This window comes from Escherichia sp. AM3 (genome assembly GCF_032029835.1).
GTDB classification, from domain to species: domain Bacteria; phylum Pseudomonadota; class Gammaproteobacteria; order Enterobacterales; family Enterobacteriaceae; genus Escherichia; species Escherichia coli.
Map to the genome: position 1 here is coordinate 1 of NZ_JAVUPQ010000033.1, position 26,504 is coordinate 26,504.

Genomic DNA, 26,504 nt, shown 5'->3' on the forward strand with positions numbered 1-26,504 from the left:
GCTGATAGAAACAGAAGCCACTGGAGCACCTCAAAAACACCATCATACACTAAATCAGTAAGTTGGCAGCATCACCCTGCCTGTTTATTATGCTGCACAAGATTAGTTCGAAATGTCGCTTCGCTACGTTGTTTTTCCACATTAAGCGGACGAATACGTTTACCCACCTTATGGGTAAAAAAAGTTCCACCGATCACAATGAGCACGACGGTATAGACCATATACCCCTGGATATTCCATTCTGTTCCACCAACAGTGAATGAGAGCGTACCCGCGCTTTGCCAAAGAATAACGGTAAAGGTGATCAGCATGCTAAGTGACTGGATGAAGCCAAATGAAAGACTGAGCGTTTTGCTGATCAGTAAGAGAATGTCTTCAGCGATACGTTGGTCAGGGTTATCTGTATTTTTATGCTCGCCGTAGATCTGCGTGAAGTAGTAGTTTTTATCTGCAAACCACCGATTAAGGTAGTAATCTGTTAACCATTCGCGCCAGCGAATAGTCAGCAGTTTAATTAACCATGTTTTGTTTACGGATATTAATACAAAGATCCCCAGCAGGGCAGGGAACCAAAGGACAAGCTGCCAAAGCTTATCGGTTTCTTTCTGGCTTAGCGCATTGAAAAAATCATTATTCCAGTCGTTTAACCAGACCTGAATTTTAACCACGCCAAGGATCATTGCGAGGATAATAATGATTAACAACACTGAAGTTTTATTATTCTTACGCAGCCAAAAGGGCTTCAACAGACAGAGATACTTTGCTATCAACATACGAAGCGTAATGGGAATGGTTATCATTAGCGAAAATTGATTGTGCCATCCAATGACTATCTATGGCAATGATTTACTGATGAAATTTATTTAAGTATCATTTAACAATATGAAATATAAAGGAATATTTCATTTTCAGTGGTTATGGTTATGCTATTGATAATCAAGGATATTGCTAATGCCCTGATGCATACCACGTAAGCCAGGATTTTCGCAAGGGAAGATGATGATGACGAAACACCCGACAGGAATTTATGTCGGGTGCCTTGTTAAGGTCATAAGAAGGAGGCTAAGAATGGAGTTAAAAGAGAGCGTTATTAATTATTCTCCATTTGTTTTGCAACATCCATAATGTGGTAAAGCGGTACTCTGTTCTTAGCTAACTCTACCATGGCGTTCATATAAGGTACCATGGTTGAAAAAAGGATTTTATAACCTTCGCAAAAATAAGAAACAGTCTCATTGTTTACTTTAGTAATACGATGCTTAGGACAACCGCCATTGCAGATAGGTTTATATGCACATTGCTGACATTTCGCTGGAATCCGTTTTTTTTGCGCTGTCAGTTGTACACTGTTCATCGTTTTGAGTTCAGATTTATTAATGTTTCCAATTTTGTACTGTGGATAGACAAAATGGTCGCATTCGTAAATGTCTCCATTACTTTCAACAACCAGATTATCCTTGCAGGACTCCTGGAAAATACAACTGGTATGCCCATTCCCCAAAAAACGGCTGACAAAGCTTTCAAACTGACGGATGAAAATTTCACCCACATCGTTTTTAACCCATTGCATAAAAATGGTTGACATAAACTTGCCATAAGCCGTGGGAGGCACAGAAAAATCAATGATACGGAATGTGTTCTCACTATGACCACTGAAATCAATATTCGGCGTCCCGGTTTCTAGCAATTCGATAAATTGCATATGTTTACTGCCGATAGATTTTAAAAAATGATAAACCTCAAGAGGGTAATGGACATTAACGTTATTAATGACGGTTAACGTATTAAACTCTACTTGATATGATTTCAGACGCTCGATGGCTGCTATCACTTTTGCAAAAGTACCATTACCTGAATTACTGCGTCTGTAACGGTCATGTAGCTCCTGGGGTCCATCGATCGAGATACCAACCAGAAACTCATGTTCTTTGAGAAAGGCACACCATTCATTATTCAATAAAATGCCATTCGTTTGTAATGCATTAAAAATACGTTTTTGGCCTGCATAGCGTTGTTGATAGTGAATAACTTTACGGAAAAAATCCAGGCCAGCCAGAGTGGGTTCACCGCCTTGCCAGGTAAAATAGACCTGATTGCCAGACGCTGCGATATATTGTTTGATGAACTCTTTCAGAGTGCTGTCATCCATCCATTTTTCATGAGTAAACTGCGACTCTTTTTCAAGGTAAAAACAGTAATCACATTTGAGATTACATTGAAAACTGGAGGGCTTGGCTGTAACGTGCATCGCTATCTCGCTCAATAAGGCGGCGGAAAATTCCGCCGCATGAAGGTTTAGTTATTTCGCTTCGCTTAGTGCTTTCTTGATATTGTTAAACTTCTCCTGATTTACCTCGCTAAGCGGTGGCTGGCTGCTGTCGATAAACTCTCTTACCACGCCTTGCATCTCTTTAACGACCTGCGGATTGGCGGCGGCAAGGTTATCTTTTTGCTGTAGATCCGTCAGTTTGTATAGACCTAACTGATTGTTTTCTACTGTATAGACAAGCGAATAATCGTTATTTCTCACCGTATAAGAGAATTGGCTTAAGTCCTCAGTGTTGGGGTTATGCGGGTAATCGTCTGACTGATGACGGACAAATTTGTGGTAATTATCCCAGAATGGAATATTTTCCTCATCAAACCAGTGAGAATAAGAGGTTATCCAGGTCAGATTTTTATGTGGCTCGCCTTGTTTCTTATCTTGCAACCAGGGCAGCAAGGAAACGCCATCCAGCTTAAGGTCTTTTGGAATGCTGATATCGGCTGCATCAAGAGCTGTCGGGTAGAAATCCATTGCGGAAATCAGCTTGTCATAATTACCGGGTTGAAGTTTTCCTTTCCACCACATAAACATTGGGGTGTGAGTACCGCCAGGATAGGTCTGACTCTTATAGCCTTTTTGCGCCCCGTTCAGCGGCAGAGGACCATCGATAACCGCACCATTATCGGAGGTAAAGAGAATAATTGTATTGTCATACTGTCCGTTTTTCTTCAGTTGTTCGAGAATGCGTTTTACACCCTGATCAACAGAATAAACGGAAGCGTAGTAGTTATCTGCCGTTTGACTACCGGTATTAAATTGCTTCTGATATTGCTCCGGTGCAGGATTATCATTTGGCAGGTGCGGAGCATTATAAGCCAGGTAAAGCATAAAAGGCTGGTCAAGTGTTTTGGCACGATCAACAACGCCAATTGCCTCATCGGTTAACTGATCGCTGATATAACCTTTTGCGGGGACACGTTCACGATTTTGGAACAGTGAAGGGGAGTTGTAATATGCCGTTCCTGCAGCGTGGAATCCCATAAAGTAATCAAAGCCACGGTTTTGAGGTTGCCATTCTTCCGCAGAAAATGTGGTGAAGTTGTCATGATAGTCACGTGTTTGTTTATCTTCCGGTACCGGCACATTACTGATTTTTGACAAGTGCCATTTACCTACTGCTGCAGTGTAATAACCATGATTCTGGAATAATTCAGGCAAGAAAGTTTCTGTTAGCGGAATACCATCCTGAGCATCGGTATTGGAATAGACACCAAAGCGGGCGGGAGCTCGACCGGTCATTATTGCGGCACGGGAGGGGCCGGAAACACCGTGTGCCACATAGCCGTTAGTAAACCGTACGCCTTCATCCATTAATGAAAGGAGCGTCGGCGTTGATTTTTGTGCAGCTTCAATGGCTTTATCTATCCCTATTTTGTAGGTATCGACAACTTCACGATTTTCCATTGTTTTTGGGTCAAAAGATCCCTTATCAAAAGGAAGTTGTCCATAACCAAGATCATCCATGGTTAGTACGATAATATTTGGCTTTCCTTTGGTACTGTATTCAGTCGGCGTAAAGTCTGAGAAAGCAACGTTTGTTTTGGTTGCTTTCAGCTTTACATCATCTGCCGCATGAGCAGCAAATGCAGCCATACCAGATGCCAGTATCAAAGATATCGAGGTACTTACGACACTTTTCTTTAATGCAGACTTCATAAATGTTCCTCTTCTTATTGTACTTAATTCCGAAGTAATTTTACGAAGAGAAATAAGTGGATGTAAGTGAAGTTAGTCACATAAAGAGATAGCAGATTTAGCTAAAAAAAGGGAAATAACAGTCCATAAAGCGTTGACATTACTTTCTGTTCTATTAAGTAATTTCTCGCCGATAAACAACTAATTTATTGATATTTAATAAATTATTGCATTTTACTGACAAAATGCCGAATTGAGATCATAAATAATCATGCAACAGGTTATGCAAGTGCATAAATATGTGATGGATGTCACTTATTTATTTCAATAAATATATCGCCTAAAAACAACGCGGGGCAGGGAATGGCTGCCCCATATAATTCTTACGTAGCGTGCGTGGTTGACTACTCGTTAGCAAATAATCAAATAGCTAAAGCACTCATCGTGTTGCCCGTATTCATACCCGTGTGACTTTGACAACGGTACTCCTTAGAAACTCTCTTCGGACTGTTGCCGAAATGTTTGCGGAACGCATAAATAAAATAAGATGTACTGGCATAACCACATTGTTCGGCAATTTTATTGACTGAACCTTCTACGCGTATCAAATTTTTTGCGTGCTGCATTCTGGCATCTAATAGAATCTGTGAGAATGTCGTTTGCTCTTGCTTTAGTTTTTTCTTCAACAGGCTTTCACTGATGTACAGGCAGTCACAAATATCTTTCAGCTTCCATGGGTGCGCCAGCTTCATGTTGACAATATTTCTCACTTTTCCGGAAACGGATAGCACACCGTTAGTTAATAGTGTAATGAAACCTTTGCATGCGGCAAAAATAGACAGGCAAGAAAAAAGCAAAAGTTCTGAAAAATTATGATGATTGCGTTCTTCCGAGTTGAGATAAGCAATCATTTCATTAAGCAATCCAGTCGGTACATTTGAAGCACGTAAAAACTTCGCAGGAACAGGCACCGTCACTGTCTGGATGTTAGTGCATTGTAGATATTTTTTAATGGTATTTTCAGTAAATCCGATCTCTTTAAAATGCCGCTCATAAGGTTCAAAATGCGTACGAACAGCGTTATCTACCATCAGGATCTCGCCGTCAGAGAAGGCGTAATCTTTATCTAAAATGTTAGCGTTGAAGGCATGATGAATAAATATAACAGAACAAACGAGCGACATTTTATCTCCTTAAAACAATAAAGTTTTTATCGATACTTTTTTAACATTTCATATTTATAATTTGCTGTTTGTTTTCAGCCTTGCAAACTATTGATAATGAAATGTGTAAGATCTCTTGCAATGCGACCCATTTCTGAAATACTCAGCTGATCAATTGCCGAAAAAATGGCTATCAACGTAAGTGTCAGTAATAAGACAACCACAATTGCAGACATGATTTCTTTATAGTTGTCTCTTTGCGTGATTTTGTTTTTCACTGTGGTCGCATGCATTTCAAATATGTTTATTTAGCGGATAACGTTAAAAATCGTTAATCAGTATGCTTAATATAACAGGCTGGAGAAAAGAGGAAATAGGACTGGTGCTTCAGTACTGAGCGGAGTTTCTTACAGCTGTAGGCAGAAGTTTATATCTTATAGTATGTAGTTTAATTTAATCCATGTGAGCAAATTGCGAAATAATAGTCAATGAGGAATTCTTCTGCTGTGCGGATGACAGCAGAAGAAATGAGAAGAGGCATTAATTTGATGGTTCTAATTCAACCGGAATACTTTTATAGCCAGGAATGCCACTTAATGGATCGTGGTTATCAAGTGTTATCATGTGATTCGATTCTGGAAAATAGGTCACCAGTGAGCGGTCAGCCATAGGGTAAATGACCACTTTTAATCTATCCATGCGGCGTGAGCTGCGCTTACCGTCTGGCGTAAGCGCAATAAGATTAACTCTTTCGCCGTTTTTTACACGGCAAATTTTAGCTTGTTTAGCACTCATAAAGACCACATCTCGTTGACCGAATACCCCTCGATAGCGATCATCCATACCATAAATCGTCGTGTTGTACTGATCGTGGCTGCGTACTGTCGCCATGACCAGCTTACTGTTAAACGCTGAAGATGGATCTTCTAACAGCCCTTTGCTGGTAATGAAATTAGCCTTACCTGACGGCGTCATCCAGCGCCTTTCAGCAGCTGCATTTATCAGGTGAAAACCACCGGGATGACGGATGCGCTGGTTATAGTCGGCGAACTCTGGCAGCACAGCTTCAATGTCATTGCGAATGCGATCATAATCTTCCACCAGATACTCCCAGGCTACCACGCTCTGGGGTAGTGCTGCCTGCGCGATTCCCGCGACCACTGCACACTCTGATTTCAGCATTACACCGGCGGGTTTTAACACGCCACGCGAGGCATGAATCATCGACATTGAATCCTCAACGGTTACCGCCTGCGCACCGTTTTTTTGCATGTCAATCTCGCTACGTCCCAGGACCGGCAGAATATAGCTATGCCGTGCGGTCAACAGATGAGAGCGGTTAAGCTTAGTGGCTACGTGTACCGCCAAATCTAATTGCGTTAACGGTACAGCGCTCGCTTCCCGATCTGGCATTGCCAGCGCAAAATTGCCCCCCATGCAGATCAATGCTCGAGCCTGCCCCGTACATATTGCTTGCATGCTGGCAATTGCAGCATGTCCAGGTGCATGAGGTGGGGTGAAGCCATAGCGCTCACCCAGACGAGCCAGAAACTCTGCAGACGGTTTCTCGGTGATACCGACGGTTCGGTCGCCCTGTACATTAGAGTGTCCACGTAGTGGGCAGATACCCGCACCAGGCTTGCCAATGTTACCTTTCATCAACAGCAGATTGACCAGTTGCTGTACGTTCTGGGTACCATGTTCGTGCTGAGTGATCCCCATTCCGTAACAGATAATGGTGCGTTCGGCAGCGGCATATGCGTCAGCCAGTTCGGCGATTTGTGTCTGACTTAGTCCAGAAATACGTTCGATATCTTTCCACTCGGAATTGAGAACGTCACGGCGTAGCTCGTCAAAGCCGACGGTATGCGTTTGAATAAACTCGTCATCAAGCAATGAAGGCCGACCTGCGGCGCTTGCAGCATCATCGCGCTCAATTAACAGGCGCATCATCCCCTTGAGCAACGCCATATCGCCACCAATGCGCACGTTATAGTAGGCACTGGCCAACTGAGTCTCAGAGTTCGTCAGCATTTCAAACGGGTTTTGCGGTGCGGTAAATCGCTCCAGGCCACGTTCCTGTAGAGGATTGATGGCGATCATTTTCGCTCCCCGTTTCACTAAAGCGCGCAACGAAGTCAGCATGCGAGGGTGGTTTGTACCAGGGTTATGCCCAATGCAAATGACTAAATCGCACTTCTCAAAGTCTTCCAGCAACACGGTCCCTTTACCTACACCGATACTCGCTGCCAAACCCACGCTTGTCGGTTCATGGCACATGTTGGAGCAGTCGGGAAAGTTATTGCTCCCGTATTCACGGGCAAAAAGCTGATAAAGAAAGGCAGCTTCATTGGAAGTGCGGCCCGAAGTATAGAATTCAACCTGATTGGGATCACTATAGCTTTGAAGGCGTGCGCCAATTTCGTCGAAAGCTTGTTGCCAGCTTAATGGCTTGTAACAGTCGCTGACGGCATCATATTTCAAAGGCTGAGTGAGTCGCCCCGCAGCCTCAAGCTCGTGGTCTCCCCAGGTAAGTAATGATTGAACCGTATTCTCAGCAAAGAAAGAGGCGTTTACCTGCTTATCCGTGACTTCCCAGGCGATTGCTTTTGCGCCGTTTTCACAAATGTCGAATGACGCACTGTGCTTAGGATCTGGCCATGCACAACCCGGACAGTCAAAGCCCTCTGGCTTATTCATGTCAAACATGGCAATAACATCCTGGCGTATATCCATCTGCTTACGTACTGCATTCGCTACGGATTTAACAGCACCCCAACCACCTGCAGCACCCTGGTAGGATTCAATTTTTTTCTTCATCTACTTATCCTGTGTGGAAATGAATTATTAGGATTTGTAATAGCGATGATGCACAGTACATACAAAGGGATTATCGCCAACATGGATATATAAGAGTAGGGGACTACTCTCTTTCTATTTTTAATCTATTATCGTTAAACAATAGATTAAATACGATAAGTTAAGCATCATCTCTCATAGTGTTTAAATTAACATATTTTTCAATATAAAAAATAAGACTCTGGCTTCAATTGTGCGCGGATTTTCTTACAGGTGTAGGCTAATAGCCTTCACAAAATAATTATCCGCGCAATTTTCGTGAATGGAGCGCATAGACTAAGGTCAAAATCACAATTATTCATAGATAAAAGTGACACCAATGACTGACTGGACGGTTCCGGCTGAAACCTTGTTTCCTGTTTGTCCATAGGTTGCGCTTAAACCCAGAGGTACTTTGCTTTTATTTACTGTCCCCAGGGAGACATTTTCTCCCGTAGCCAGTATTTTTCCATTACGCATTAGAGTGACACCCACTCCCGATGCTTTTGTTGCATCAGGTGCTGTGTTAGCAAACACTTGTCGGCTACTGTCAGTGGTGGCACCCGAAAGATAAAATGAGAGCTTTTGTTCGCTTGAGCAATATACGCCAAGGGGTATTTCTGCGCTTCCAGGAAAGTCCGGGAGATCCACGGTGACATTACGACTATCAACGGTGCAGCCGCCTGTTGGCATAACAACATTGTTATTTGAAATAATATTCCACGTAAAATTACGCGGATTTCCGCTTCCTAATGTTGCAATTTTATACATATGAATACGGGCAATGACTTCCCCCGCTTTTATGACAACTCCACCGGCCGCCCCAACTGGGGTAATATAGAGTTTTAACGGTAATGGCATCGGTGTCTTATCACCAATATCCAATACGTTGGTATTTGTCGTCAACGGGAAGGGGTAGGTCACATTATTCCAGTACAGCGATCCTTTATATGACTGTAGGGAGCCTGCGAAAGCTGAGCCTTGTACCAGGTTTATATGATCAGTGTCGTACCAGCCGCCGTAATCATTCCAGCAACTTATATGCTGAGACAAGTCTACAACCAGATTCTGGCCCGGCTGTATTACAGGGTCGAGATTAACATAAACAGAGGTTGTACCTGCTCCAATACTTGACCCGCCATCGACATTACAACTGAAGGCAAAAACTTTGCCTGCCATTAATAGAAGATAAATACCGAACAGGACCTTTATACTGATTGTTTTACCCATGATATATCCTAAGGTTAAAAATTGATTTAAAAAGAAGGCTAAGAAAATCGAATCGACGTTATTGCCAGGTGTAGATCACATTGATTAGCGCCTCGATCGTTCCCTGGCTTGCGTTTCCATTCACCGTGATAGCTCTTGCCTTAAGTGGAAACTGTGCATTACGAGTGATCTCATCAACAATAACCGTTTTGCTATCGCCATTTTTTAACGCAGCATCCTGGTCATCCCTCAGCTCTATCTGAATATTTTCGGCAGTACCTTCATTTTTGTAATAACCCGTATTGTCAGTTGAACCTGTCACGATTGCCGTCACTGCACTTGTTTCAACCGGACAATCGGTTAATGACAAAGTAATATTGTGCCAGCCAGATGCAGAACCAGGTTGTTGCAGATTGCGCGTATAAAGATCCCCGAGATTAACGTTAGCTTCTTTGGTTTGAATAGTGCAGGGTTTAGCGACTACCCGACCATTAACAGTGATAGTGACATCGGCGGCCTGGAGAGTTGCTGTGAATAACGCGCAAAACGTAGCTAACAGGAACCTCTTGTGAAGTCTTTTCATATCTGACTCTGATTATTGAAATTCAAGGGTAAAGGTTGCCGAAGCCCTCACCAGTCCCGGATTGACGGACTTCTGAGTTGACTTCAGACGAGCGGAGTAAGGCAAAATATTGTTCTGTTCTGGTACCAGTGGGATCCACTGCATCCCGGCATGAAGATCATTCAGTTTCACCGGACGCATATTTGCGTCCAATATTTCTATACCCAAACCGGAGGCCGTATTGCTTCCTTCATCCAGTTTCAACAAAGTATTATTTTCTGCATCCTCAATACCGTTAAATGCAACCCGAACCCCCGTTGTCCCTTTGCTGCATTCACTTAACGTAATCTGAAAAGGGACGGCTGGACTTGTGCTACCGGTCGTTGGAAATTGTCTGGCACTGTTTTTTTGGAGATCTACGGTAAAATTAAGCGAATCCGATGAGACTGTGCAGCCATAATCGAGGACGCGCCCGCTAATTTTAATAACGCTATCTGCGGATAAAGCAGAATAGGTGGTTAACCCCAGACATAAACCGAGGAAAATAATGTTATTGTATTTCATAATCTATTGTTCCTTAGCGACAGATTGCTGTCTGCTGGTTCAGTAAGGTACCAGGAGAAACTTCAGGAAGCTTGTACTCGACAATACAGTTTGAGTTTTTATCTTTGCCCCATGAAACCTGTAATTGCCCTGACTGTGGAAGTCCAGTCAGATAAACCTGACCATTTTCCGCGACAATGCTGCCATTTTTATTCTCTCCGTGTGTGACAATTGCACCGAATGGAACGCTCTTATTACCGTACTTCAACGTCATTAATACTTTCCCGCCGATTTGTGCATTAAATGTTGCTCTGGCAATAGCACTGTGAGTTGGGATGACAGTGACCACGGTTTCATCCAGTTCAACATTATCTGCAAGGGAATTCGCGTTAAGAGCAACACGGTTTTCTCTATATTCTGTCGCAAATGGTAATATGGCATAGCCACGCCAGTCGGTATGAATTCCGGTCTGGTTCTCTATTTTGACATTATCAGCACCAGGAGCCTTAACCAGAACCATTGTGTCGCCCAGCGGCTGTCCAAAGGTGATGCCATCAGCATGAGCAATAATCCCACCACTCATTCCGTAATAAATCTGGCTGCTGTCACCACTCCGACTGTAACCGACATTAGTATTACCATAAGCTCCACGATAATTAAGAGAACTGTAACCACTGGTGCCAGACGATGTATTACCTCCGTGGGTGTTACCGACCTGAACGCTATAATTCAGGTTATTATCCGGCAGCAGAGTGCCATAAACCCCCGATAGATTGGTCATGCCGCCTTTCAAATCGTTTGACATACTGTAACTGGCGTTTGAATTACGAAATGCCGACTGACTGTCTGTACGCATCCAATGACTGAAGGGAACATTAAGCGTAAAAGCGAGTAAATGATCCCGATCGTTTTGCCATATATTATTGGAATAGCTGTAATTCAGCGAAGTCGTAATATCACCAAACGGCACATTTAATCCAAATGATATTTGCTGGTCGCTGCGTGACGTGTTCCAGTAACTTTGGCGACTGGCACTGAAAAATGTCGTACCGTAATTTCCAAGCTGCTGAGAGATGCTTATTTGTTCCTGACCACGCTTACTGTAGAACAGATTAAAATAATCAATAAATTGTGTCTGCTCATTGGTGTCTCCGGTAGGAGGCTTGACGGTGTAACCACTCATTCGACTGTAGGCACTGTCGGATAAGTTATAAAAACCTTGCGTAGAATAGCGATATCCTGCGACCTGGATATTGGTTCCACAACAAGTTTATTGCTGCACTTGTTGAAGAGAGTATTTGCAAAAACATTTTATGTCGCTAAATAACATGACGATTTCATTATGCATGTTATTTATAAACCGTGACTAAACAGAATATTATTGCGAACAAGGGAAGTGTCAGGAAAGGTCAAGAGCTACCAATGGTTAATATGGCTATAAATCATTAGCTATGGTTAATGTTTGCTTGCTGAAACTAACACCGAATTGCTCTAAACAGATAAGTGCAGGGTTTATTAAAGCTGTCCGACAGACTTTCTTAACCTGGTAATATCTCTCTTGGGTGACTCTCCAAACATCCGCGAATATTCCCGACTGAAATGGGATAGCTTTCGTAACCGACAGCATAGGCTGCTGTGGTGACATCGTAATGTTCATTCAGCATCGGTCTCCTGACTTCATTGAGACGTAGCCATTTCTGATACCGGAGTGGACTCATTCCCGCTTGATCCGTCCTTAAATAAGTAACAGCACCCTCTGGTGTTTTCGTATGCAGTGTCTATGCGACAGACACTGCGCTCTTAGCATGGGGCAGGGAATAACCAGGCTATTTCTCCATGCACAGGCCAATTATGAAAGAGGAGAGGCTTAAGTTCTTGAACCCTGAACGAATAACGACTACCAGAAAAGCACTTCGCATCACTCAGACATGATTTAACATAATATACATTATGCGCACCAATATAAACCAAGGAAGAATCCAGTCGTTGGCGGTCATGATTGTCATGCTCATTAACAATGACCAAACCCCATATCTCACTTACTACCGTATTCTCGGCTTAACCGTCCATGCAACCTCAACACATTGCTTTCAACTGCCGTCACCACGTTCTCCGGAAAATCTGTCGGTAATGAAGTCTTCACGTTATCCAGTGCTGCTGGAATCATTCTGGCAAAGTCACTCAGGATTTCATGCATCTGCACTTCCGGGAATCTCAGCACCTTTGCTGTCGCCAAAAAATGTCGCGGATAAATTTTATCGATTGCCGTTTTTTTGCCTTTGGATGCGTTAAGCCCCATTGCCAGTTTGAGATCGCTGATGTGTATTCCCGTACCGCCAAGGACCGGAAATGCTGAAATGATGTCGTAAAATGGCGTGAGTCGATAACTGCCGCCAGCCTGAATAAATACGGAGAAGTTTTTTGCATGACCGTCCGTTGCGCCAATCAACCACTGGAAGACCTGGAATTTCATAAAATCATAGCGATCTTTCAGCGCCTCGCTGGACCCCATCAAAAAAGCCATGATCCGCGCGATGCCTGGGCCTCCATCTGATTCATATTTCACCGATGAAGGTAAACCGAATGTCTGACACATATCCTCCTGTGGCAAGCGAAGTAAAACCGTTCGCTCAGCATTCCAACGCCTGTCAAAACGTTCGACCGCTAACGCGCGCACATTTCCCGCTTTAATGATTTCTGCGTCCGGAACATTCAACCCAAGTTCTTTCGCCAGCAGCAGACAGTAATACTCATTATCAACGCTTTGGCTGAGATCGAGCGTCGCATTGGGCTGCCTGATTTCGCCAATCGGTAATTTAATGATGTGCGTCGTCGGCGTTATTCCTTTCGGAATGCACCAGTCATTGCCTATTCTGAGCAGTGCTGTCTTCTCCTGTGCGCCAGCAACCGAGATGCGAAAGTCATTTTCTTCTCTAATCATGCCTAGCGGGATATCTGCTTTATAAGCCGTTAATACTTCTTCAAGTCTGGCTTCAGTAAGCTTTTCCCATGCCATTATCGGATGCGTTACGGTTTCGTCTTCGGGTATTAACGTCACGGCACCAACGCTGTCTCGCCCTATTTCTGACAATAAATCAAACGGTTGTCTGGATTTGGCATGATAACGTTTAACGATCCGGTCACGTACAATCGGGCTATCGGGTAACAGGTTATCGAAGAAGTTAAATACGGCATCAGAGGTGATATTCCCCCTCTGCAATGGCAGCGAAAGTGACAACGGTCTGGCATAACGGCTTGCTAACCACTCCGGTGCATACTTAAAGGTGTGCGCGCCGTTGGCTAACTTCGTTAACTCGCCTACCCGCTGGTTGTTCATCCAAGTGACAAGTTTAGGCATTACCACTCCAGATTTTGCTGTTCTGTTGATTCTGGCGAGGCATTTTTCGCGTCGCATAGCGTCATTGAGAGTTCAAGCGACTGTAAAATCTTAAAAAATGTCGTGAGCGTGGTATTGTCAGGGTTGTTTTCGAAATTGGAAATCGTCGCCTGCTTAATACCAATTTTTTTCGCCAGCTCGCTCTGCGTCCAGCCATTTTGCTGGCGAACCAGTTTCATTGCATTCGCCAATTGCGTTGGGCTATAGATCTTCTGAAAGCTCATCATGTCATACGTCCACAGCAAGTTTATCCGCTTAAGGGGATATTATAAGTTTTATCCTTTAGTGAGGATAAGTCAATCTGGAAACACATCTTATCCGCTCTACGGGATAAACGCTGCGATATCCGCGATCGCGGATAAAAAGGAGGATTTAAATAAGGCGTTGATGCGCCGTTTGAAGTCGGCAATATTAAGCCGCATGCCATCTCGACATGCGGCTTATACGGTTTACCAGCTATATTTCACTCCCAGCATGCCCTGAGTATCGCTATAGCCTTTATCACCTAGTTGCACACCGACATTCCCCCACAGGCTAAGGTTGTTATTTACTTTCGCCTCAACCCCGGTACGTACTTCACCGAGATTACGCGCACCTTCACGGCCTACGGTTTGACCATTCATCTTCACGGCGTAGACTTTGCTATTGTTGATCCAGTTCGCTTCAATGTAAGGCTGGAACTCACGCTGTTTACCATCGTCACGCTGGTGATGGCTATTCAGGTAGGTTTTCACCCCAAGTCGCGTTTGCACATTTCCGTCGCCTTCCGTTTCAATGCGCGTTCCGTCTTTCCGGGTATGGTCGGAATCTTTCACACCCATCCAGGTGATTTGCGCCTGTGGCTGGACGTACCAGGTATTCAGCGTCCCTTCGCTGCCGCTAAATGTTCCCGCTTCAAAGGTATACCCACCCTCAACAGAGGCCGTCACACCGCGAGAATCATAGTCGTCAGCAGAACGGTTATCGGAACTGACGCTGTTATCAAACCAGTTATACAGCGCCCAGCTGTCAACATAAGCGCCGGTCTTATTCGCATCGTTCTGATACCAGGTCGCGTACAGCCCAGCGCTGTAACCGCTGATGCGCCCATCCGATTTATAACCCACACGATTACTCTGAGTATTACTGTGCTGATTGGCGTAGCCTGCCATCACGCCAAGATGCCAGCGATCCTGCGCGTTGCTACTCCACTGCGCCAAATCGCCGCCTAGCTGCAATACATAGCGGTTAGCCTGAGTATTTAGCTGACCGTCACCGGCCCTTGAACGTTCATGCCCTCCGACATGACGCATCCACATACTGCTTGCCGACCCCTGAGAATGCAGTGAATCTGTATACTGCGGCTCACCCAGACGGTCGTGTAAACGATGGCTAAACAGCGAGTTGGCTGCGGCAATGTTGCTGATATAGCTTCCGGCCTCCGGGCGATAAACTGATGGGCCTTCCGGATCCACAACAGGGGGATTATTGATGGGATCGGGTGTATCCGCTGGCGTTACGCCGTCCCATTTACTGGTCAGATACCAGTTTTTCTCGTCATTCCCCTTCCCTTTAGCCAGCGTGTAGACGTAAGCCCCAGCTTCGACAGTTCCGGTGGTCAGCGCGAAGTTACCTGCAGAATTACCGCCAACCTCAATGAGTTCAATACCGTTGACCGTTTGTGCACCGACGCCGCCAATGTTATCAACCCGAACGCGAGTGTTCCCTTGGGTATCGCCTTTCACGTTCATCTTATCGGTGGGCGAATTATCGCCGCCCAGCGTCGCGTTGAACGTCATCAGGCCATTGTTTCCGGTATAGTTGCCGTTAACGGTCAGTACATTCCCCGGTTTCCCCCCTTCGCTATTCATTTGAACCGTGCCGCCATTCTCCAGGTTGCCGCTGATAGTGGTTTTAGCGACACGCAGTGCCCCCCCAGGCATAACGTTCATATCACCTGCAGTGGTGACATTTCCCGACATCACACCGCTGTTATGGATATTAATGTGTTGACTTGCCATATTAATGGCAGAGTCGGAACCGAAAGCAATTTCCCCCCCCACGATATCCGTCGTACCCTGATACGCCGCGGAATCGTTGTTAAGAGTCAGGATCCCGGTACCCAGTTTTGTCACATCACCGCTACCGCTGATACTGTGCGTCATCGCCCAGCTACGCTCAGTGGAGATGGTGAGCAGGCCATTATTGATAACGGAAGCATCACCCAGGTTTTTCTGCTCGTTGACGCTGAGCGCGCTGCCTGTATCAATGTTGAATTGCCCCACAAAGCGGCTATTATCGCCATCCAGCTCTACATCTGTCCTGGCGGTTGCGCTCACGATACCCTTCCCGCTTATGCTATTGCGCAGTTCGCCAGTCACGTTTTTTAGCGTTAACAGACCGTCATTGGCAATATTTCCTCTGCCTAACCCCTGCGTATTATCGAGGCTGACTTCCGCATTTGGGCTAATGCTGGTTAACGCATTGTAGCGTGCATTAAGCCCCTCGATAGCCAGCGTTCCCCCTGTAACATTCAGGTTTCCGCCACCTGTCAGTTCACCCTGACTGATCCCACCTTTATTTACCGTCAGCGCCCCCTCTTTGAACAAAACAGTCGAACCCATCTGCCCGGTGAATGTCTCTACCGTCTGCGTCGATCCATTAAGATCGACGATGGCCGCGTTGCTGATGTTCAGTTCCCGGGTGTTGCCAAGTGCACCATCCGCATCGGTACGTAATGTCCCCATCTGAACGTAGGTTGCCCCCTGATAGTCGTTCTGACCGTTGGAAAGCGAAACCTGTCGCACCGTATTGATTGCCAGATCCCCTTCACCACCGATTTTTGCCGACATATCGGCCGTTGCGCCATAGGCTCCGCCATGTTCGGCTAACGTCAGCTTTTGCCCACCATGGATGTTCAGCGCTTTCAGCCCATAGTTAACGTACAAATCATCACCTGGTGCGGTCGTGAGGCGGAATCCATAATCACCCTCGGCGACCACCGTTCCGTTTTGCGCAATGTGTAACGTTTTGTCCGCTTCCACCTCGTCGCCCTGTAAATCACGTAACGTTAATGAGCCACCCGACCCAATAACCGTTTGCGCCTTCACCAGTTGAACGCCGACATGGCTATCATCGTGTTCCAGCAAATTGAGCGTCGTCAGAGGGTTATTCGCCATGGGATCATTCCACGGTTTAGGCACGTCGATAAGCACGTCGCCCGTCCCGTTTACCTGATAGTTACGGCCTTTCCAGGTGTAGTCACCCGCGCCGACAACCAGCGTATCGACGCTGATATATCCCTCTGCAAGCGTCGCAGCAGGAATATCCGTATCGAAAATGAGCGTACCGCCATTCATGGCCAGTCCACCAATGGATTGCTCTCCCACGTTTACCGATGTGGTATTTTCACTGTCAGACTGCAACATCGCGTGAGTAAGCGCAGCGGTGTTGTCGCGTTCCAGAGTGAAGGTACTGTCTTTCAGTTGGGCAACACCGGCGAATTCAGTCCCTGTTGCATGGGTAAAGCCAAATATCTTGTCGGAGGATGACAGCTGCACTCGCATCAAACCATCGCCTTTGAGCGCATTGGTCAGCTTGTAATCTCCTGCACTGTTCGTTGATGCGAGAATGTCGAGCGTACCGGGGCTTGCAATGGTGACTTCACTCGAACCCATGCCCGTTACCCCATCTGCCGTATGAGACGCAATGGTCAGGAGGCCGTCATTGACCAGCGTTTTACCGCTATAAGTATTCCCTGCATTGAACACCGTATGGCCTGCATCATGGATCACTTTTCCGTCTTTATCGTCACCCGTAATCAGCATATCGACCTGGTAGCCGGCATCACTGTTATTAGTATGATTAAAGACAAAAACACCTTCGCCAGAACCAAACTCTACTTTCGTCGCGTTGGTTATATACCCGGCATCTGCCGCCGCCTCACCGTGAGCTGCACCAATGTTTAGCGTTCCTACAGCAGGTTCAAAAACACCTAAGTAAACTTCTCCACCTTCGACATTCAGCGTGCCGCTATTCGTCAGGGTTAACGTACCCGTACCAGATGTCCCTACGTACATATTGAATGTTTCAAGAAGAGAGTTCTGCCCATCCACCCTCACGTCGCCCTTACTTTTGTCATTGAGAGCTATCTGTGTATCACGCGCTTTAACTATACCTCCGGTGGTAATATTCAGTTCACCCGTGCCTAATACACCGACTTGTAGCAATTGGGCGTTAGTAGAAGACGTCTTTAAATTCCAGAGACTATCCGTTGAAATATTAACTATTCCCTTACCGGAGGCATTTCCTCCGATAAATCCATAGCCCGTTGAATTAAGGGTGGCGCCATTACTGACATTTACGATGCCGCTACCAAAATTACCGACATTGATACCCACAGTATCGAACGATGATGTCGCATCCATCAGGTTCAATGTGCCGATACCGCTTGCTTTATCACCCAAAAAGTAATATTTTGCGATACGAACTTACCGCCATCGCTAATATTGAGGTTTCCGACGCCCGCAACACCAATGGTGGTATAGACATTCTTATTGACCTCCCACATTCCCCCCGTGGTGATGCTGACATTCCCGACGCCGGTTTCTCCATAACCGAGTGAACTTCCTCCGTTGCTGACAACAAGCCCCTGATTACTGATATTCATTTCGCCGTGGCCGTCATAACCAAGATTAGTTCCGAGATTAGTGATAACGGAGTTCTTATCCTTAACAGTAATGTTGCCTGTGCCTGTTTCTTTCATCCCCGCAGTGATAATTCCCGAATCTACTTTGCCTTCACTCGAGACATTAAGTTCACCGTCGCCAGCATCACCGATATAGATATAGCGGAAAGCTTCGCCCGTTCCGAGGAAATTCCAATGCCCTTTATCGGTCACGTTGACGACACCGTGGGAACCGTCCTGAACGCCCACCAATGAATATTCTTTGTTATTAATCAGTCCATTATTGGAAATATTGACTGTGCCATTACCGAAATATCCATTATAGAGTCTGCGTACCGTGATGACAGAGTCTTGATCCTGCACATTCAGGGTTCCGATACCGGTGGCATTGCCACCGATAATCGTATTTTCAGCCGTAACCAGCCCCCCCTCGCGAATAGTCGCCTCCCCAGTTCCTTGATTACCAATTTGAAATTCAATTGAGGAATCATTATTTTTTATTAGCCACTCGCCACCCTTTTCAACGACAACCTGGCCATTACTGCCCGCCTGATAGCCTAAAATGGCGACGATTGAACTCGTGACGTAACCCTTATCCGTAATATTTAATGAACCTGTGCCATAGCTACCTATTTCGAATAATTCGGTCGTCAAAACCGAGTCCTCTCCCTCAACATTAACCGTCCCGACGCCTGCAGTTTGAGTACCTAATCTTAAATAGCCTCCATCGACGTGACCCTTCTGTTTAATATTCAGCGTCCCCGTTCCGGATTGACCCACATTTAAAGGCCTTGCATTATTTCCGCTATCATACAATCGCCAGGTGCCACCCAAAACATTAACGGTACCCTCCGAATCCTCATTACCGCCAATGACGCTGGTAGTAATAGTGGTTAAGGCGGCATTACCGCCAGCCAAAATATTAAGCACTCCAGTGCCATACCAGCCAACCAGGTAGGCATCATAAGCAACATCAGTATCAATATTGGTAATCTGACCATTATCAACTTCCAGACTCGCACCAGACACTGAACCGCTTAGTGCCAGCAAAACACCCAGCGTCAATCTACTGAATTTCGTTGTCAGTCCAGAGGATTTACGCAAATTAACCGTTGATGTTTTACCTACCCTGCGAGTTAATTCAGAGCAGGCCTGAAATACCTGTAGAGTGCAATTCCATATCACGCGATAGATTCTATTCATATAAACGCTCCATATACAAACAATACAGCCACGAAAGAGATGAGTCGTCAGACATTAAAAATGAAACTTATTAAATTGTCAGAGGTCTGTATTGAGTGTTAGTTGGAGGTGCGAAGGTGTCAATTTGGCTAATTTGCTAATGCTTTCGAATTGATAGATTAAAAATTGCATAGTTCTTATTTTATTTAAAAATGAATCATGAGTTATTGCTGCTTAATAAGAATACTGTTTCCTTCAATAAGAAAATTATCATCATCATATTTAACAAAGAATAGCACTAATTGCTAAAAACCAAGGTTTATTAAACCCCTTCTTCATCCATTAGTGCCTTTAGGAATTTTCGTTATAAAATAAGGGTTATGCTTAATGCTTTAAGAAAAATAGCAATTTCCCCTTGAATATATTACTGGTGATGGAAGGATGAATCTGGAAGCTGGCATTTAACAAGCCAGTTCTAAAAGAAGGGAAATAAGAATAACTATACTCAAAAACTAACAGCCACGGTCATCATGATGTGGCTGTCAATGAAACTATAACCCAGGCGCTTTCCATAACGACGTCGTCAGTCCATGATCAACCAGCCCCAGCTGATCCTGATAAACTGCCTGCCACTTATCGCGTGAATCCTGATAAAGTTCATGCTTTTCCGGGGCTGGTGTGTGCGTCCGTTCCCAGCGAACCAGCCGTTCTCCGGTTTCTGCCATTGATGAAAAAATTCCGGCACCGACGCCAGCTGCAATGGCACATCCTAATGCAGTGGCTTCTTTGACCACCGGAATATTGACGGGTAATCCCGAGACATCAGCGAGAATTTGACTCCATAATTTCCCTTTTGAACCTCCGCCTGCAAAGACTAACGATGAAGGATGAATATTCGAAAAATCAGCAATTTGCTGCAAGTTACACGCTGAAACAATCGCCGCATTTTCTTCCAGCGCACGGAACAATGTCGCTTTGTTACATTTATCCGGGTCAATGGACAAATTAATAAAGGAAGGCGCAGCGTGATACCAGGTTTTAAAGCGCATTCTGTCGGAGAAGATCGGCATTACGCCCCACGACCCAGGCGGCACCCGACTGGCCATCTCTTCCAGCAGCGTATAGGTGTCGATGCCTAAACGTTCGGCAATCAATTTTTCTTCGGCACAGAAAGCATCGCGGAACCAGCGCATGGTGAGTCCGGTAAAAAAGCTTATAGATTCAGCTTGTACCATGCCAGGAATTACATGGGGATTAACGCGCACGTTCATTTCTGGGTCTGTCACCGGCGCGGCTAAGTTTACAACTTGCTGCCAGAATGTGCCGCCAAGAACCGCGGTTTGTGCCGGACGCACAACGCCTAACCCCAGGCAACCAAGCTGCACGTCGCCTCCTCCAACGACCACAGGAGTGCCCGCCTTCAGACCGCAGAGTTCCGCCGCTTGTGAACTTACCACGCCCAGCAATGTGCCGGTTTCTTTGACAGGAGAAAGAATATCGGCACGCAGGCCAGCCATATCCAGCAATGCAGGTTTCCAGTCACGGGTGGTTAGATCAAGAAGTCCCGTGGTGCCAGCGTTAGAGGGATCCACCGCAAGTTCGCCGCTGAGCATATAGGCCAGCCAGTCGCTGATCATGGTGATGGTTGATGCCTGACGGTAAATATCGGAACGATGGTGCGCCAGCCAAAGTAATCTGGGGATGGCACTTAAAGCCAGTGTTTGTCCGGTCGCGCGATAAACTTCGTTTTCAAAGGTATTGTTGTGCAGTTCTTTAAGTTCGCTAACTTCGCGCGCCGCTCTGGCATCCACATTGGCGCAGGCCCAGATCGGTGTTCCTTCATTGTTATATAAAACAATGCCTTCACGCATCGAACATGCCGAAACGGCAGCGATATACTCCGGGGCTATGCCGGCGTTGTGCAACGCCTGGCGCATACACTCACACGCCAGTTGCCAGTTTTTGTTGAGATCAAATTCCATAGAACCAGGAACGTCCGGTACTGCCAGATGCCGCCACTCCGCCTGTCCCACTGCTATTTGATTGCCTTCCAGGTCGAATATCACAGCCCGAATACTTCCGGTGCCTGCATCCAGCGCCATCAGGTAGTACTTTGATTCTGAAGGGGTAAAGAGTCGAGCCATTAGATTATCCTCGGCTTATGCGTTCTGTCTGTTCCTCTATACGTTCTCCATTATTCCCGGTAATAAGGTCATGCAAATTTAACTACGTAAAATCGCCGCTGCTGTGTCCTGATCGGTAACCAGTGCGTTGATATAACCGCCTTTCATTGCAGCGGCAATTGCTTCGGCTTTATTTTCTCCCCCTGCCACGCCAACCCGGACGGGTATGGTCTTCAGCGCGCTTAAAGGTAAGCCAATCAGTTCGTTATGTATTTTGATATCCGTGACAACGTCACCTTTTGCATCAAAAAAGTAGCCTAAAATGTCGCCAACCGCCCCTTTTCGGCCAATCATTAACTGTTCGCCCTGGCTGATATAACCGGAGCGAATGATCGTCGCGTCGTCTTGTTGACTCACGGCCCCAATGCCGACAATCGCCACATCCGCTGCTTGCGCGGCTAGCAGAACATCTTTGACGCAATTTTCATTTTTTAGCGTACGGGCAATGTCAGCGGAGGATGCCCGCAACGGAGCCGGAATAATATTCACACTGCACGCCGCGTTAAGCTGCCCGATACCCGTCATATAAGAACCGACGCCACCGGAGAGCGTGACCAGGCGAATTTGCTGTGACGAAATAAAACCACTTAAGCGTTGCAGCGTATTCATGGTTGCCTCGCCAAAACCAATCGCCAGCATCTGTTGTGGTTGAAGTAAACTCATCAACATATGCGCCGCGCCTATCCCTAGTCGCCCGCCGACATCAGCATCCGCAAGCCCAGGGATCACCCGGACATGTTGCAGCGAAAACTGACGACGTAATTGAGTTTCATATTCCAGACAGCCTTCAAAGCGAGAATTAATCTGTACGCGAATAATGCCGGACTGATGCCCTTTCTCCAGCAATCGCGATACTTTCAAACGTGTCAGGCCGAGACGATCGCTGATCTCACTCTGGGTCAGCCCGTCGTGGTAGTAAAACCACGCGATCCGCGCGACCTGTTCTTCTTCACACATTCCCTGTTCTGAAATTACCGAATCGTTGATTGTCATAATTCATTCTTCACTTTGAACATATTTAAATCTTTAATGCAATTGTTCAGTTCTTGCGCATTTATATCTGTGATGGCAACCACAGTTTGACTCTACGAGTATGAACAAACGCAACCGTGAAAATCAAAATAGCATAAATTGTGATCTATTCGTCGGAAATATGTGCAATGTCCACCTAAGGTTATGAACAAATTAAAAGCAGAAATACATTTGTTCAAAACTCACCTGCAAAACTGAACGGGGGAAATATGCAAACGAGTGATACCCGCGCGTTACCGCTACTTTGCGCCCGCTCGGTTTATAAACAGTATTCAGGGGTCAATGTCCTGAAAGGCATCGATTTTACGTTGCATCAGGGGGAGGTCCACGCCCTGCTCGGCGGCAATGGTGCCGGTAAATCGACGTTAATGAAGATTATTGCCGGTATTACCCCTGCTGATAGCGGTACGCTGGAGATTGGGGGCAACAACTACGCCAGATTAACGCCAGTTCATGCTCATCAGCTGGGTATTTATCTCGTTCCCCAGGAACCGCTGCTTTTCCCAAGCCTGTCGATAAAAGAAAACATCCTGTTTGGGCTGGCAAAAAAACAGCTCTCCATGCAGAAAATGAAGAACTTGCTGGCGGCGCTGGGCTGCCAGTTTGATCTGCATAGTCTGGCAGGATCGCTGGATGTCGCCGATCGCCAAATGGTGGAAATCCTCCGCGGGCTGATGCGCGACTCGCGGATTCTGATCCTCGATGAACCTACCGCCTCGCTTACCCCTGCGGAAACCGAACGCTTGTTTACTCGCTTGCAAGAGCTGCTTGCTACTGGCGTGGGTATTGTTTTTATCTCGCATAAGCTGCCGGAAATTCGCCAGATTGCCGATCGAATTAGCGTGATGCGCGACGGAACCATCGCCTTAAGCGGCAAAACCAGCGAACTGTCTACCGACGACATTATTCAGGCCATCACGCCAGTGGTACGGGAAAAATCGCTCTCTGCCAGCCAAAAATTATGGCTGGAGTTACCTGGTAACCACCCACAACATGCCGCCGGAACGCCGGTGCTGACACTGGAAAATCTGACTGGCGAAGGCTTCAGGAATGTCAGCCTGACGCTCAATGCCGGAGAAATTCTGGGCCTGGCTGGGCTGGTGGGAGCCGGACGCACAGAACTGGCCGAGACGCTCTATGGTCTGCGTACTTTGCGTGGCGGACGCATTATGCTGAATGGTAACGAGATCAATAAATTATCCACTGGAGAACGTTTACTGCGCGGTCTGGTTTATCTGCCGGAAGATCGCCAGTCATCAGGACTGAATCTCGATGCTTCGCTGGCCTGGAATGTCTGCGCCCTTACTCATAACCTTCGTGGATTCTGGGCGAAAACCGCGAAAGATAATGCCACCCTGGAACGATATCGTCGGGCGCTGAATATTAAATTTAACCAACCGGAACAAGCTGCACGGACATTATCCGGTGGCAACCAGCAAAAAATCCTCATTGCCAAATGCCTGGAAGCCTCGCCGCAAGTATTGATTGTCGATGAGCCGACGCGCGGCGTGGATGTCTCGGCGCGTAATGATATCTACCAACTGTTGCGCAGCATCGCCGCACAGAATGTGGCTGTGCTGCTTATCTCCTCCGACCTGGAAGAGATCGAACTGATGGCAGATCGCGTGTATGTGATGCATCAGGGCGAAATTGCCCACTCTGCACTGACCGGGCGCGATATTAATGTCGAGACTATTATGCGCGTTGCCTTCGGCGATAGTCAGCGTCAGGAGGCGTCATGCTGAAGTTTATTCAGAACAACCGTGAAATCACGGCACTGCTGGCGGTGGTGCTGCTGTTTGTATTACCCGGTTTTCTCGACCGCCAGTATTTAAGTGTGCAAACGCTGACCATGGTTTATAGCAGCGCGCAAATCCTGATCCTGCTGGCAATGGGCGCGACGCTGGTAATGCTTACGCGCAATATTGATGTTTCAGTGGGTTCGATTACCGGAATGTGCGCGGTGCTGTTGGGGATGTTACTGAACGCAGGATATTCACTACCTGTTGCCTGTGTCACGACTTTACTGCTTGGTTTGCTCGCGGGATTTTTCAACGGTGTCCTGGTCGCGTGGCTAAAGATTCCTGCCATTGTTGCCACCCTTGGCACGTTAGGGTTGTACAGAGGCATCATGTTGCTGTGGACTGGCGGTAAATGGATTGAAGGGTTACCCGCCGAACTGAAACAGCTCTCCGCACCGCTGCTGTTTGGCGTTTCCGCGATTGGTTGGTTGACGATAATTCTGGTGGCATTTATGGCCTGGCTGCTGGCGAAGACGGCGTTTGGACGCAGTTTTTATGCCACGGGCGATAATTTACAGGGCGCTCGTCAACTGGGCGTTCGTACGGAAGCCATTCGCATTGTGGCATTTTCGTTGAACGGCTGCATGGCGGCACTGGCGGGAATTGTGTTTGCTTCGCAGATTGGTTTTATCCCCAACCAGACCGGTACCGGGCTGGAGATGAAAGCAATTGCAGCCTGCGTGCTGGGCGGCATTAGTTTGCTCGGCGGTTCCGGTGCGATCATCGGTGCGGTACTCGGCGCATGGTTCCTGACGCAGATCGATAGCGTACTGGTGCTGTTGCGCATTCCGGCATGGTGGAACGATTTTATCGCGGGCCTCGTGCTGCTGGCGGTGCTGGTGTTTGATGGACGCCTGCGTTGTGCGCTGGAACGTAATCTACGGCGGCAAAAATATGCCCGCTTTATGACGCCACCGCCATCCGTTAAACCCGCTTCGTCAGGTAAAAAACGGGAGGCCGCATAATGCGTATTCGCTACGGTTGGGAACTGGCTCTTGCCGCACTGCTCGTTATTGAGATTGTCGCATTTGGTGCAATTAACCCGCGGATGTTAGATCTCAATATGTTGCTGTTCAGCACCAGTGACTTTATCTGCATTGGCATTGTCGCCCTACCGCTGACGATGGTGATTGTCAGTGGCGGGATCGATATTTCGTTTGGTTCGACCATCGGCCTCTGCGCCATTGCATTGGGCGTACTGTTTCAAAGTGGTGTGCCGATGCCGCTGGCGATACTCCTGACCTTACAGCTCGGCGCATTGTGCGGGCTGATCAACGCCGGATTAATTATCTATACCAAAGTTAACCCGCTGGTGATTACGCTTGGCACGCTGTATCTGTTTGCCGGAAGCGCTCTGCTGCTTTCCGGTATGGCCGGAGCGACGGGGTACGAAGGTATTGGTGGATTCCCGATGGCGTTTACAGATTTCGCTAACCTGGATGTGCTGGGACTCCCCGTTCCGCTGATTATCTTCCTGATATGTCTCCTCGTTTTCTGGCTCTGGCTGCATAAAACCCATGCCGGACGTAATGTGTTTTTGATTGGGCAAAGCCCGCGCGTGGCGCTTTATAGCGCGATTCCAGTTAACCGCACCTTATGTGCGCTCTATGCCATGACGGGGCTGGCGTCTGCGGTCGCCGCTGTGCTGCTGGTATCGTATTTTGGTTCAGCACGTTCCGATCTCGGTGCGTCGTTTCTGATGCCCGCCATCACCGCCGTGGTGCTTGGCGGTGCCAATATTTATGGTGGTTCCGGTTCCATTATCGGCACCGCCATTGCGGTTTTATTAGTGGGATATTTGCAACAAGGTTTGCAAATGGCAGGAGTGCCAAATCAGGTGTCCAGCGCCCTTTCCGGTGCGCTACTTATCGTCGTTGTCGTAGGTCGTTCCGTTAGCCTGCATCGCCAGCAAATTAAAGAGTGGCTGGCGCGTCGGGCCAATAACCCATTGCCATAAAGGATATCT

At 46.7% G+C, this 26,504-nt stretch carries 16 protein-coding genes and 4 pseudogenes; 4 read left to right on the plus strand and 16 right to left on the minus strand.

Going from position 1 to position 26,504, the window contains the following annotated elements; all coding sequences use genetic code 11:
• Window positions 1-77 precede the first annotated feature (77 nt).
• Window positions 78-800, minus strand: a pseudogene (locus RTW80_RS13380) (SbmA/BacA-like family transporter); the annotation flags it as partial.
• 202 nt (window positions 801-1,002) lie between these two features.
• Between RTW80_RS13380 and RTW80_RS13385 the strand changes: the two are divergent.
• Complete coding sequence (locus tag RTW80_RS13385) at window positions 1,003-1,125, plus strand: protein YneP (protein ID WP_120795387.1); 123 nt, start codon at window positions 1,003-1,005, stop codon at window positions 1,123-1,125.
• On the opposite strand, the gene RTW80_RS13390 is transcribed toward RTW80_RS13385, so the two are convergent.
• The 15 genes and pseudogenes from RTW80_RS13390 to lsrR all read right to left on the minus strand — a co-directional run bounded on the left by RTW80_RS13390 (window position 1,091) and on the right by lsrR (window position 22,697).
• Window positions 1,091-2,248, minus strand: coding sequence for an anaerobic sulfatase maturase (locus RTW80_RS13390; RefSeq protein ID WP_001301030.1), 1,158 nt, complete (start codon window positions 2,246-2,248; stop codon window positions 1,091-1,093). The two genes, RTW80_RS13385 and RTW80_RS13390, sit on opposite strands and share 35 nt — an antisense overlap.
• 51 nt (window positions 2,249-2,299) lie before the next feature.
• Entirely contained in the window at window positions 2,300-3,982 is a 1,683-nt protein-coding gene (locus RTW80_RS13395) for a sulfatase-like hydrolase/transferase (protein ID WP_001515303.1), read from the minus strand.
• Between the two features lie 401 nt (window positions 3,983-4,383).
• Window positions 4,384-5,145, minus strand: a complete 762-nt coding sequence (gene ydeO / locus RTW80_RS13400; RefSeq protein ID WP_000060493.1) for an acid stress response transcriptional regulator YdeO — start codon at window positions 5,143-5,145, stop codon at window positions 4,384-4,386.
• 74 nt (window positions 5,146-5,219) lie between these two features.
• Window positions 5,220-5,417, minus strand: coding sequence for a two-component system connector SafA (gene safA / locus RTW80_RS13405; RefSeq protein ID WP_000543384.1), 198 nt, complete (start codon window positions 5,415-5,417; stop codon window positions 5,220-5,222).
• 247 nt (window positions 5,418-5,664) lie between these two features.
• Window positions 5,665-7,944, minus strand: coding sequence for an acid resistance putative oxidoreductase YdeP (ydeP, locus tag RTW80_RS13410; protein WP_063119182.1), 2,280 nt, complete (start codon window positions 7,942-7,944; stop codon window positions 5,665-5,667).
• 333 nt (window positions 7,945-8,277) lie between these two features.
• A complete protein-coding gene (locus tag RTW80_RS13415) occupies window positions 8,278-9,192 on the minus strand; it encodes a fimbrial protein (protein ID WP_000520676.1) in 915 nt (304 codons plus the stop codon).
• Between the two features lie 58 nt (window positions 9,193-9,250).
• Entirely contained in the window at window positions 9,251-9,754 is a 504-nt protein-coding gene (locus tag RTW80_RS13420; RefSeq protein ID WP_000825452.1) for a fimbrial protein, read from the minus strand.
• A gap of 12 nt (window positions 9,755-9,766) precedes the next feature.
• On the minus strand, window positions 9,767-10,297 hold the full coding sequence (locus tag RTW80_RS13425; protein WP_000876763.1) for a fimbrial protein: 531 nt from the start codon (window positions 10,295-10,297) through the stop codon (window positions 9,767-9,769).
• A 13-nt stretch (window positions 10,298-10,310) separates the two neighbouring features.
• A pseudogene (locus RTW80_RS13430) lies at window positions 10,311-11,537 on the minus strand (fimbria/pilus outer membrane usher protein); the annotation flags it as partial.
• 254 nt (window positions 11,538-11,791) lie between these two features.
• Window positions 11,792-12,000, minus strand: a pseudogene (locus RTW80_RS13435) (helix-turn-helix domain-containing protein); the annotation flags it as partial.
• Window positions 12,001-12,311: 311 nt separating this feature from the next.
• Window positions 12,312-13,634, minus strand: a complete 1,323-nt coding sequence (hipA, locus tag RTW80_RS13440; protein ID WP_001125439.1) for a type II toxin-antitoxin system serine/threonine protein kinase toxin HipA — start codon at window positions 13,632-13,634, stop codon at window positions 12,312-12,314.
• A complete protein-coding gene (gene hipB / locus RTW80_RS13445; RefSeq protein ID WP_001301023.1) occupies window positions 13,634-13,900 on the minus strand; it encodes a type II toxin-antitoxin system antitoxin HipB in 267 nt (88 codons plus the stop codon). Before hipB ends, hipA begins: the two co-directional genes overlap by 1 nt.
• Before the next feature lie 222 nt (window positions 13,901-14,122).
• Window positions 14,123-19,542 (minus strand): annotated as a pseudogene (locus RTW80_RS13450) (ECSE_1600 family autotransporter).
• Window positions 19,543-20,072: 530 nt separating this feature from the next.
• Window positions 20,073-21,665 (minus strand): autoinducer-2 kinase, encoded by a 1,593-nt coding sequence (gene lsrK, locus RTW80_RS13455; protein WP_000113144.1) that lies wholly within the window; start codon window positions 21,663-21,665, stop codon window positions 20,073-20,075.
• Between the two features lie 78 nt (window positions 21,666-21,743).
• Entirely contained in the window at window positions 21,744-22,697 is a 954-nt protein-coding gene (lsrR, locus tag RTW80_RS13460) for a transcriptional regulator LsrR (RefSeq protein ID WP_000154352.1), read from the minus strand.
• 248 nt (window positions 22,698-22,945) lie between these two features.
• Between lsrR and lsrA the strand changes: the two genes are divergently transcribed.
• Genes lsrA through lsrD form a run of 3 tightly spaced genes read left to right on the plus strand, consistent with a single transcriptional unit; the run spans window position 22,946 to window position 26,495 of the window.
• Window positions 22,946-24,481, plus strand: coding sequence for an autoinducer 2 ABC transporter ATP-binding protein LsrA (gene lsrA / locus RTW80_RS13465; protein ID WP_106735811.1), 1,536 nt, complete (start codon window positions 22,946-22,948; stop codon window positions 24,479-24,481).
• On the plus strand, window positions 24,475-25,503 hold the full coding sequence (gene lsrC, locus RTW80_RS13470) for an autoinducer 2 ABC transporter permease LsrC (protein WP_000911192.1): 1,029 nt from the start codon (window positions 24,475-24,477) through the stop codon (window positions 25,501-25,503). Before lsrA ends, lsrC begins: the two co-directional genes overlap by 7 nt.
• Window positions 25,503-26,495, plus strand: a complete 993-nt coding sequence (gene lsrD, locus RTW80_RS13475) for an autoinducer 2 ABC transporter permease LsrD (protein WP_032247818.1) — start codon at window positions 25,503-25,505, stop codon at window positions 26,493-26,495. The genes lsrC and lsrD overlap by 1 nt, the downstream gene beginning before the upstream one ends.
• The last annotated feature ends 9 nt before the right edge of the window (window positions 26,496-26,504 follow it).

Coding starts and splice junctions, on each gene's coding strand:
- RTW80_RS13385 (WP_120795387.1), top strand. CDS start 1,003: ATGACGAAACACCCGACAGGAATTTATGTCGGGTGCCTTGTTAAGGTC.
- RTW80_RS13390 (WP_001301030.1), bottom strand. CDS start 2,248: ATGCACGTTACAGCCAAGCCCTCCAGTTTTCAATGTAATCTCAAATGT.
- RTW80_RS13395 (WP_001515303.1), bottom strand. CDS start 3,982: ATGAAGTCTGCATTAAAGAAAAGTGTCGTAAGTACCTCGATATCTTTG.
- ydeO (WP_000060493.1), bottom strand. CDS start 5,145: ATGTCGCTCGTTTGTTCTGTTATATTTATTCATCATGCCTTCAACGCT.
- safA (WP_000543384.1), bottom strand. CDS start 5,417: ATGCATGCGACCACAGTGAAAAACAAAATCACGCAAAGAGACAACTAT.
- ydeP (WP_063119182.1), bottom strand. CDS start 7,944: ATGAAGAAAAAAATTGAATCCTACCAGGGTGCTGCAGGTGGTTGGGGT.
- RTW80_RS13415 (WP_000520676.1), bottom strand. CDS start 9,192: ATGGGTAAAACAATCAGTATAAAGGTCCTGTTCGGTATTTATCTTCTA.
- RTW80_RS13420 (WP_000825452.1), bottom strand. CDS start 9,754: ATGAAAAGACTTCACAAGAGGTTCCTGTTAGCTACGTTTTGCGCGTTA.
- RTW80_RS13425 (WP_000876763.1), bottom strand. CDS start 10,297: ATGAAATACAATAACATTATTTTCCTCGGTTTATGTCTGGGGTTAACC.
- hipA (WP_001125439.1), bottom strand. CDS start 13,634: ATGCCTAAACTTGTCACTTGGATGAACAACCAGCGGGTAGGCGAGTTA.
- hipB (WP_001301023.1), bottom strand. CDS start 13,900: ATGATGAGCTTTCAGAAGATCTATAGCCCAACGCAATTGGCGAATGCA.
- lsrK (WP_000113144.1), bottom strand. CDS start 21,665: ATGGCTCGACTCTTTACCCCTTCAGAATCAAAGTACTACCTGATGGCG.
- lsrR (WP_000154352.1), bottom strand. CDS start 22,697: ATGACAATCAACGATTCGGTAATTTCAGAACAGGGAATGTGTGAAGAA.
- lsrA (WP_106735811.1), top strand. CDS start 22,946: ATGCAAACGAGTGATACCCGCGCGTTACCGCTACTTTGCGCCCGCTCG.
- lsrC (WP_000911192.1), top strand. CDS start 24,475: ATGCTGAAGTTTATTCAGAACAACCGTGAAATCACGGCACTGCTGGCG.
- lsrD (WP_032247818.1), top strand. CDS start 25,503: ATGCGTATTCGCTACGGTTGGGAACTGGCTCTTGCCGCACTGCTCGTT.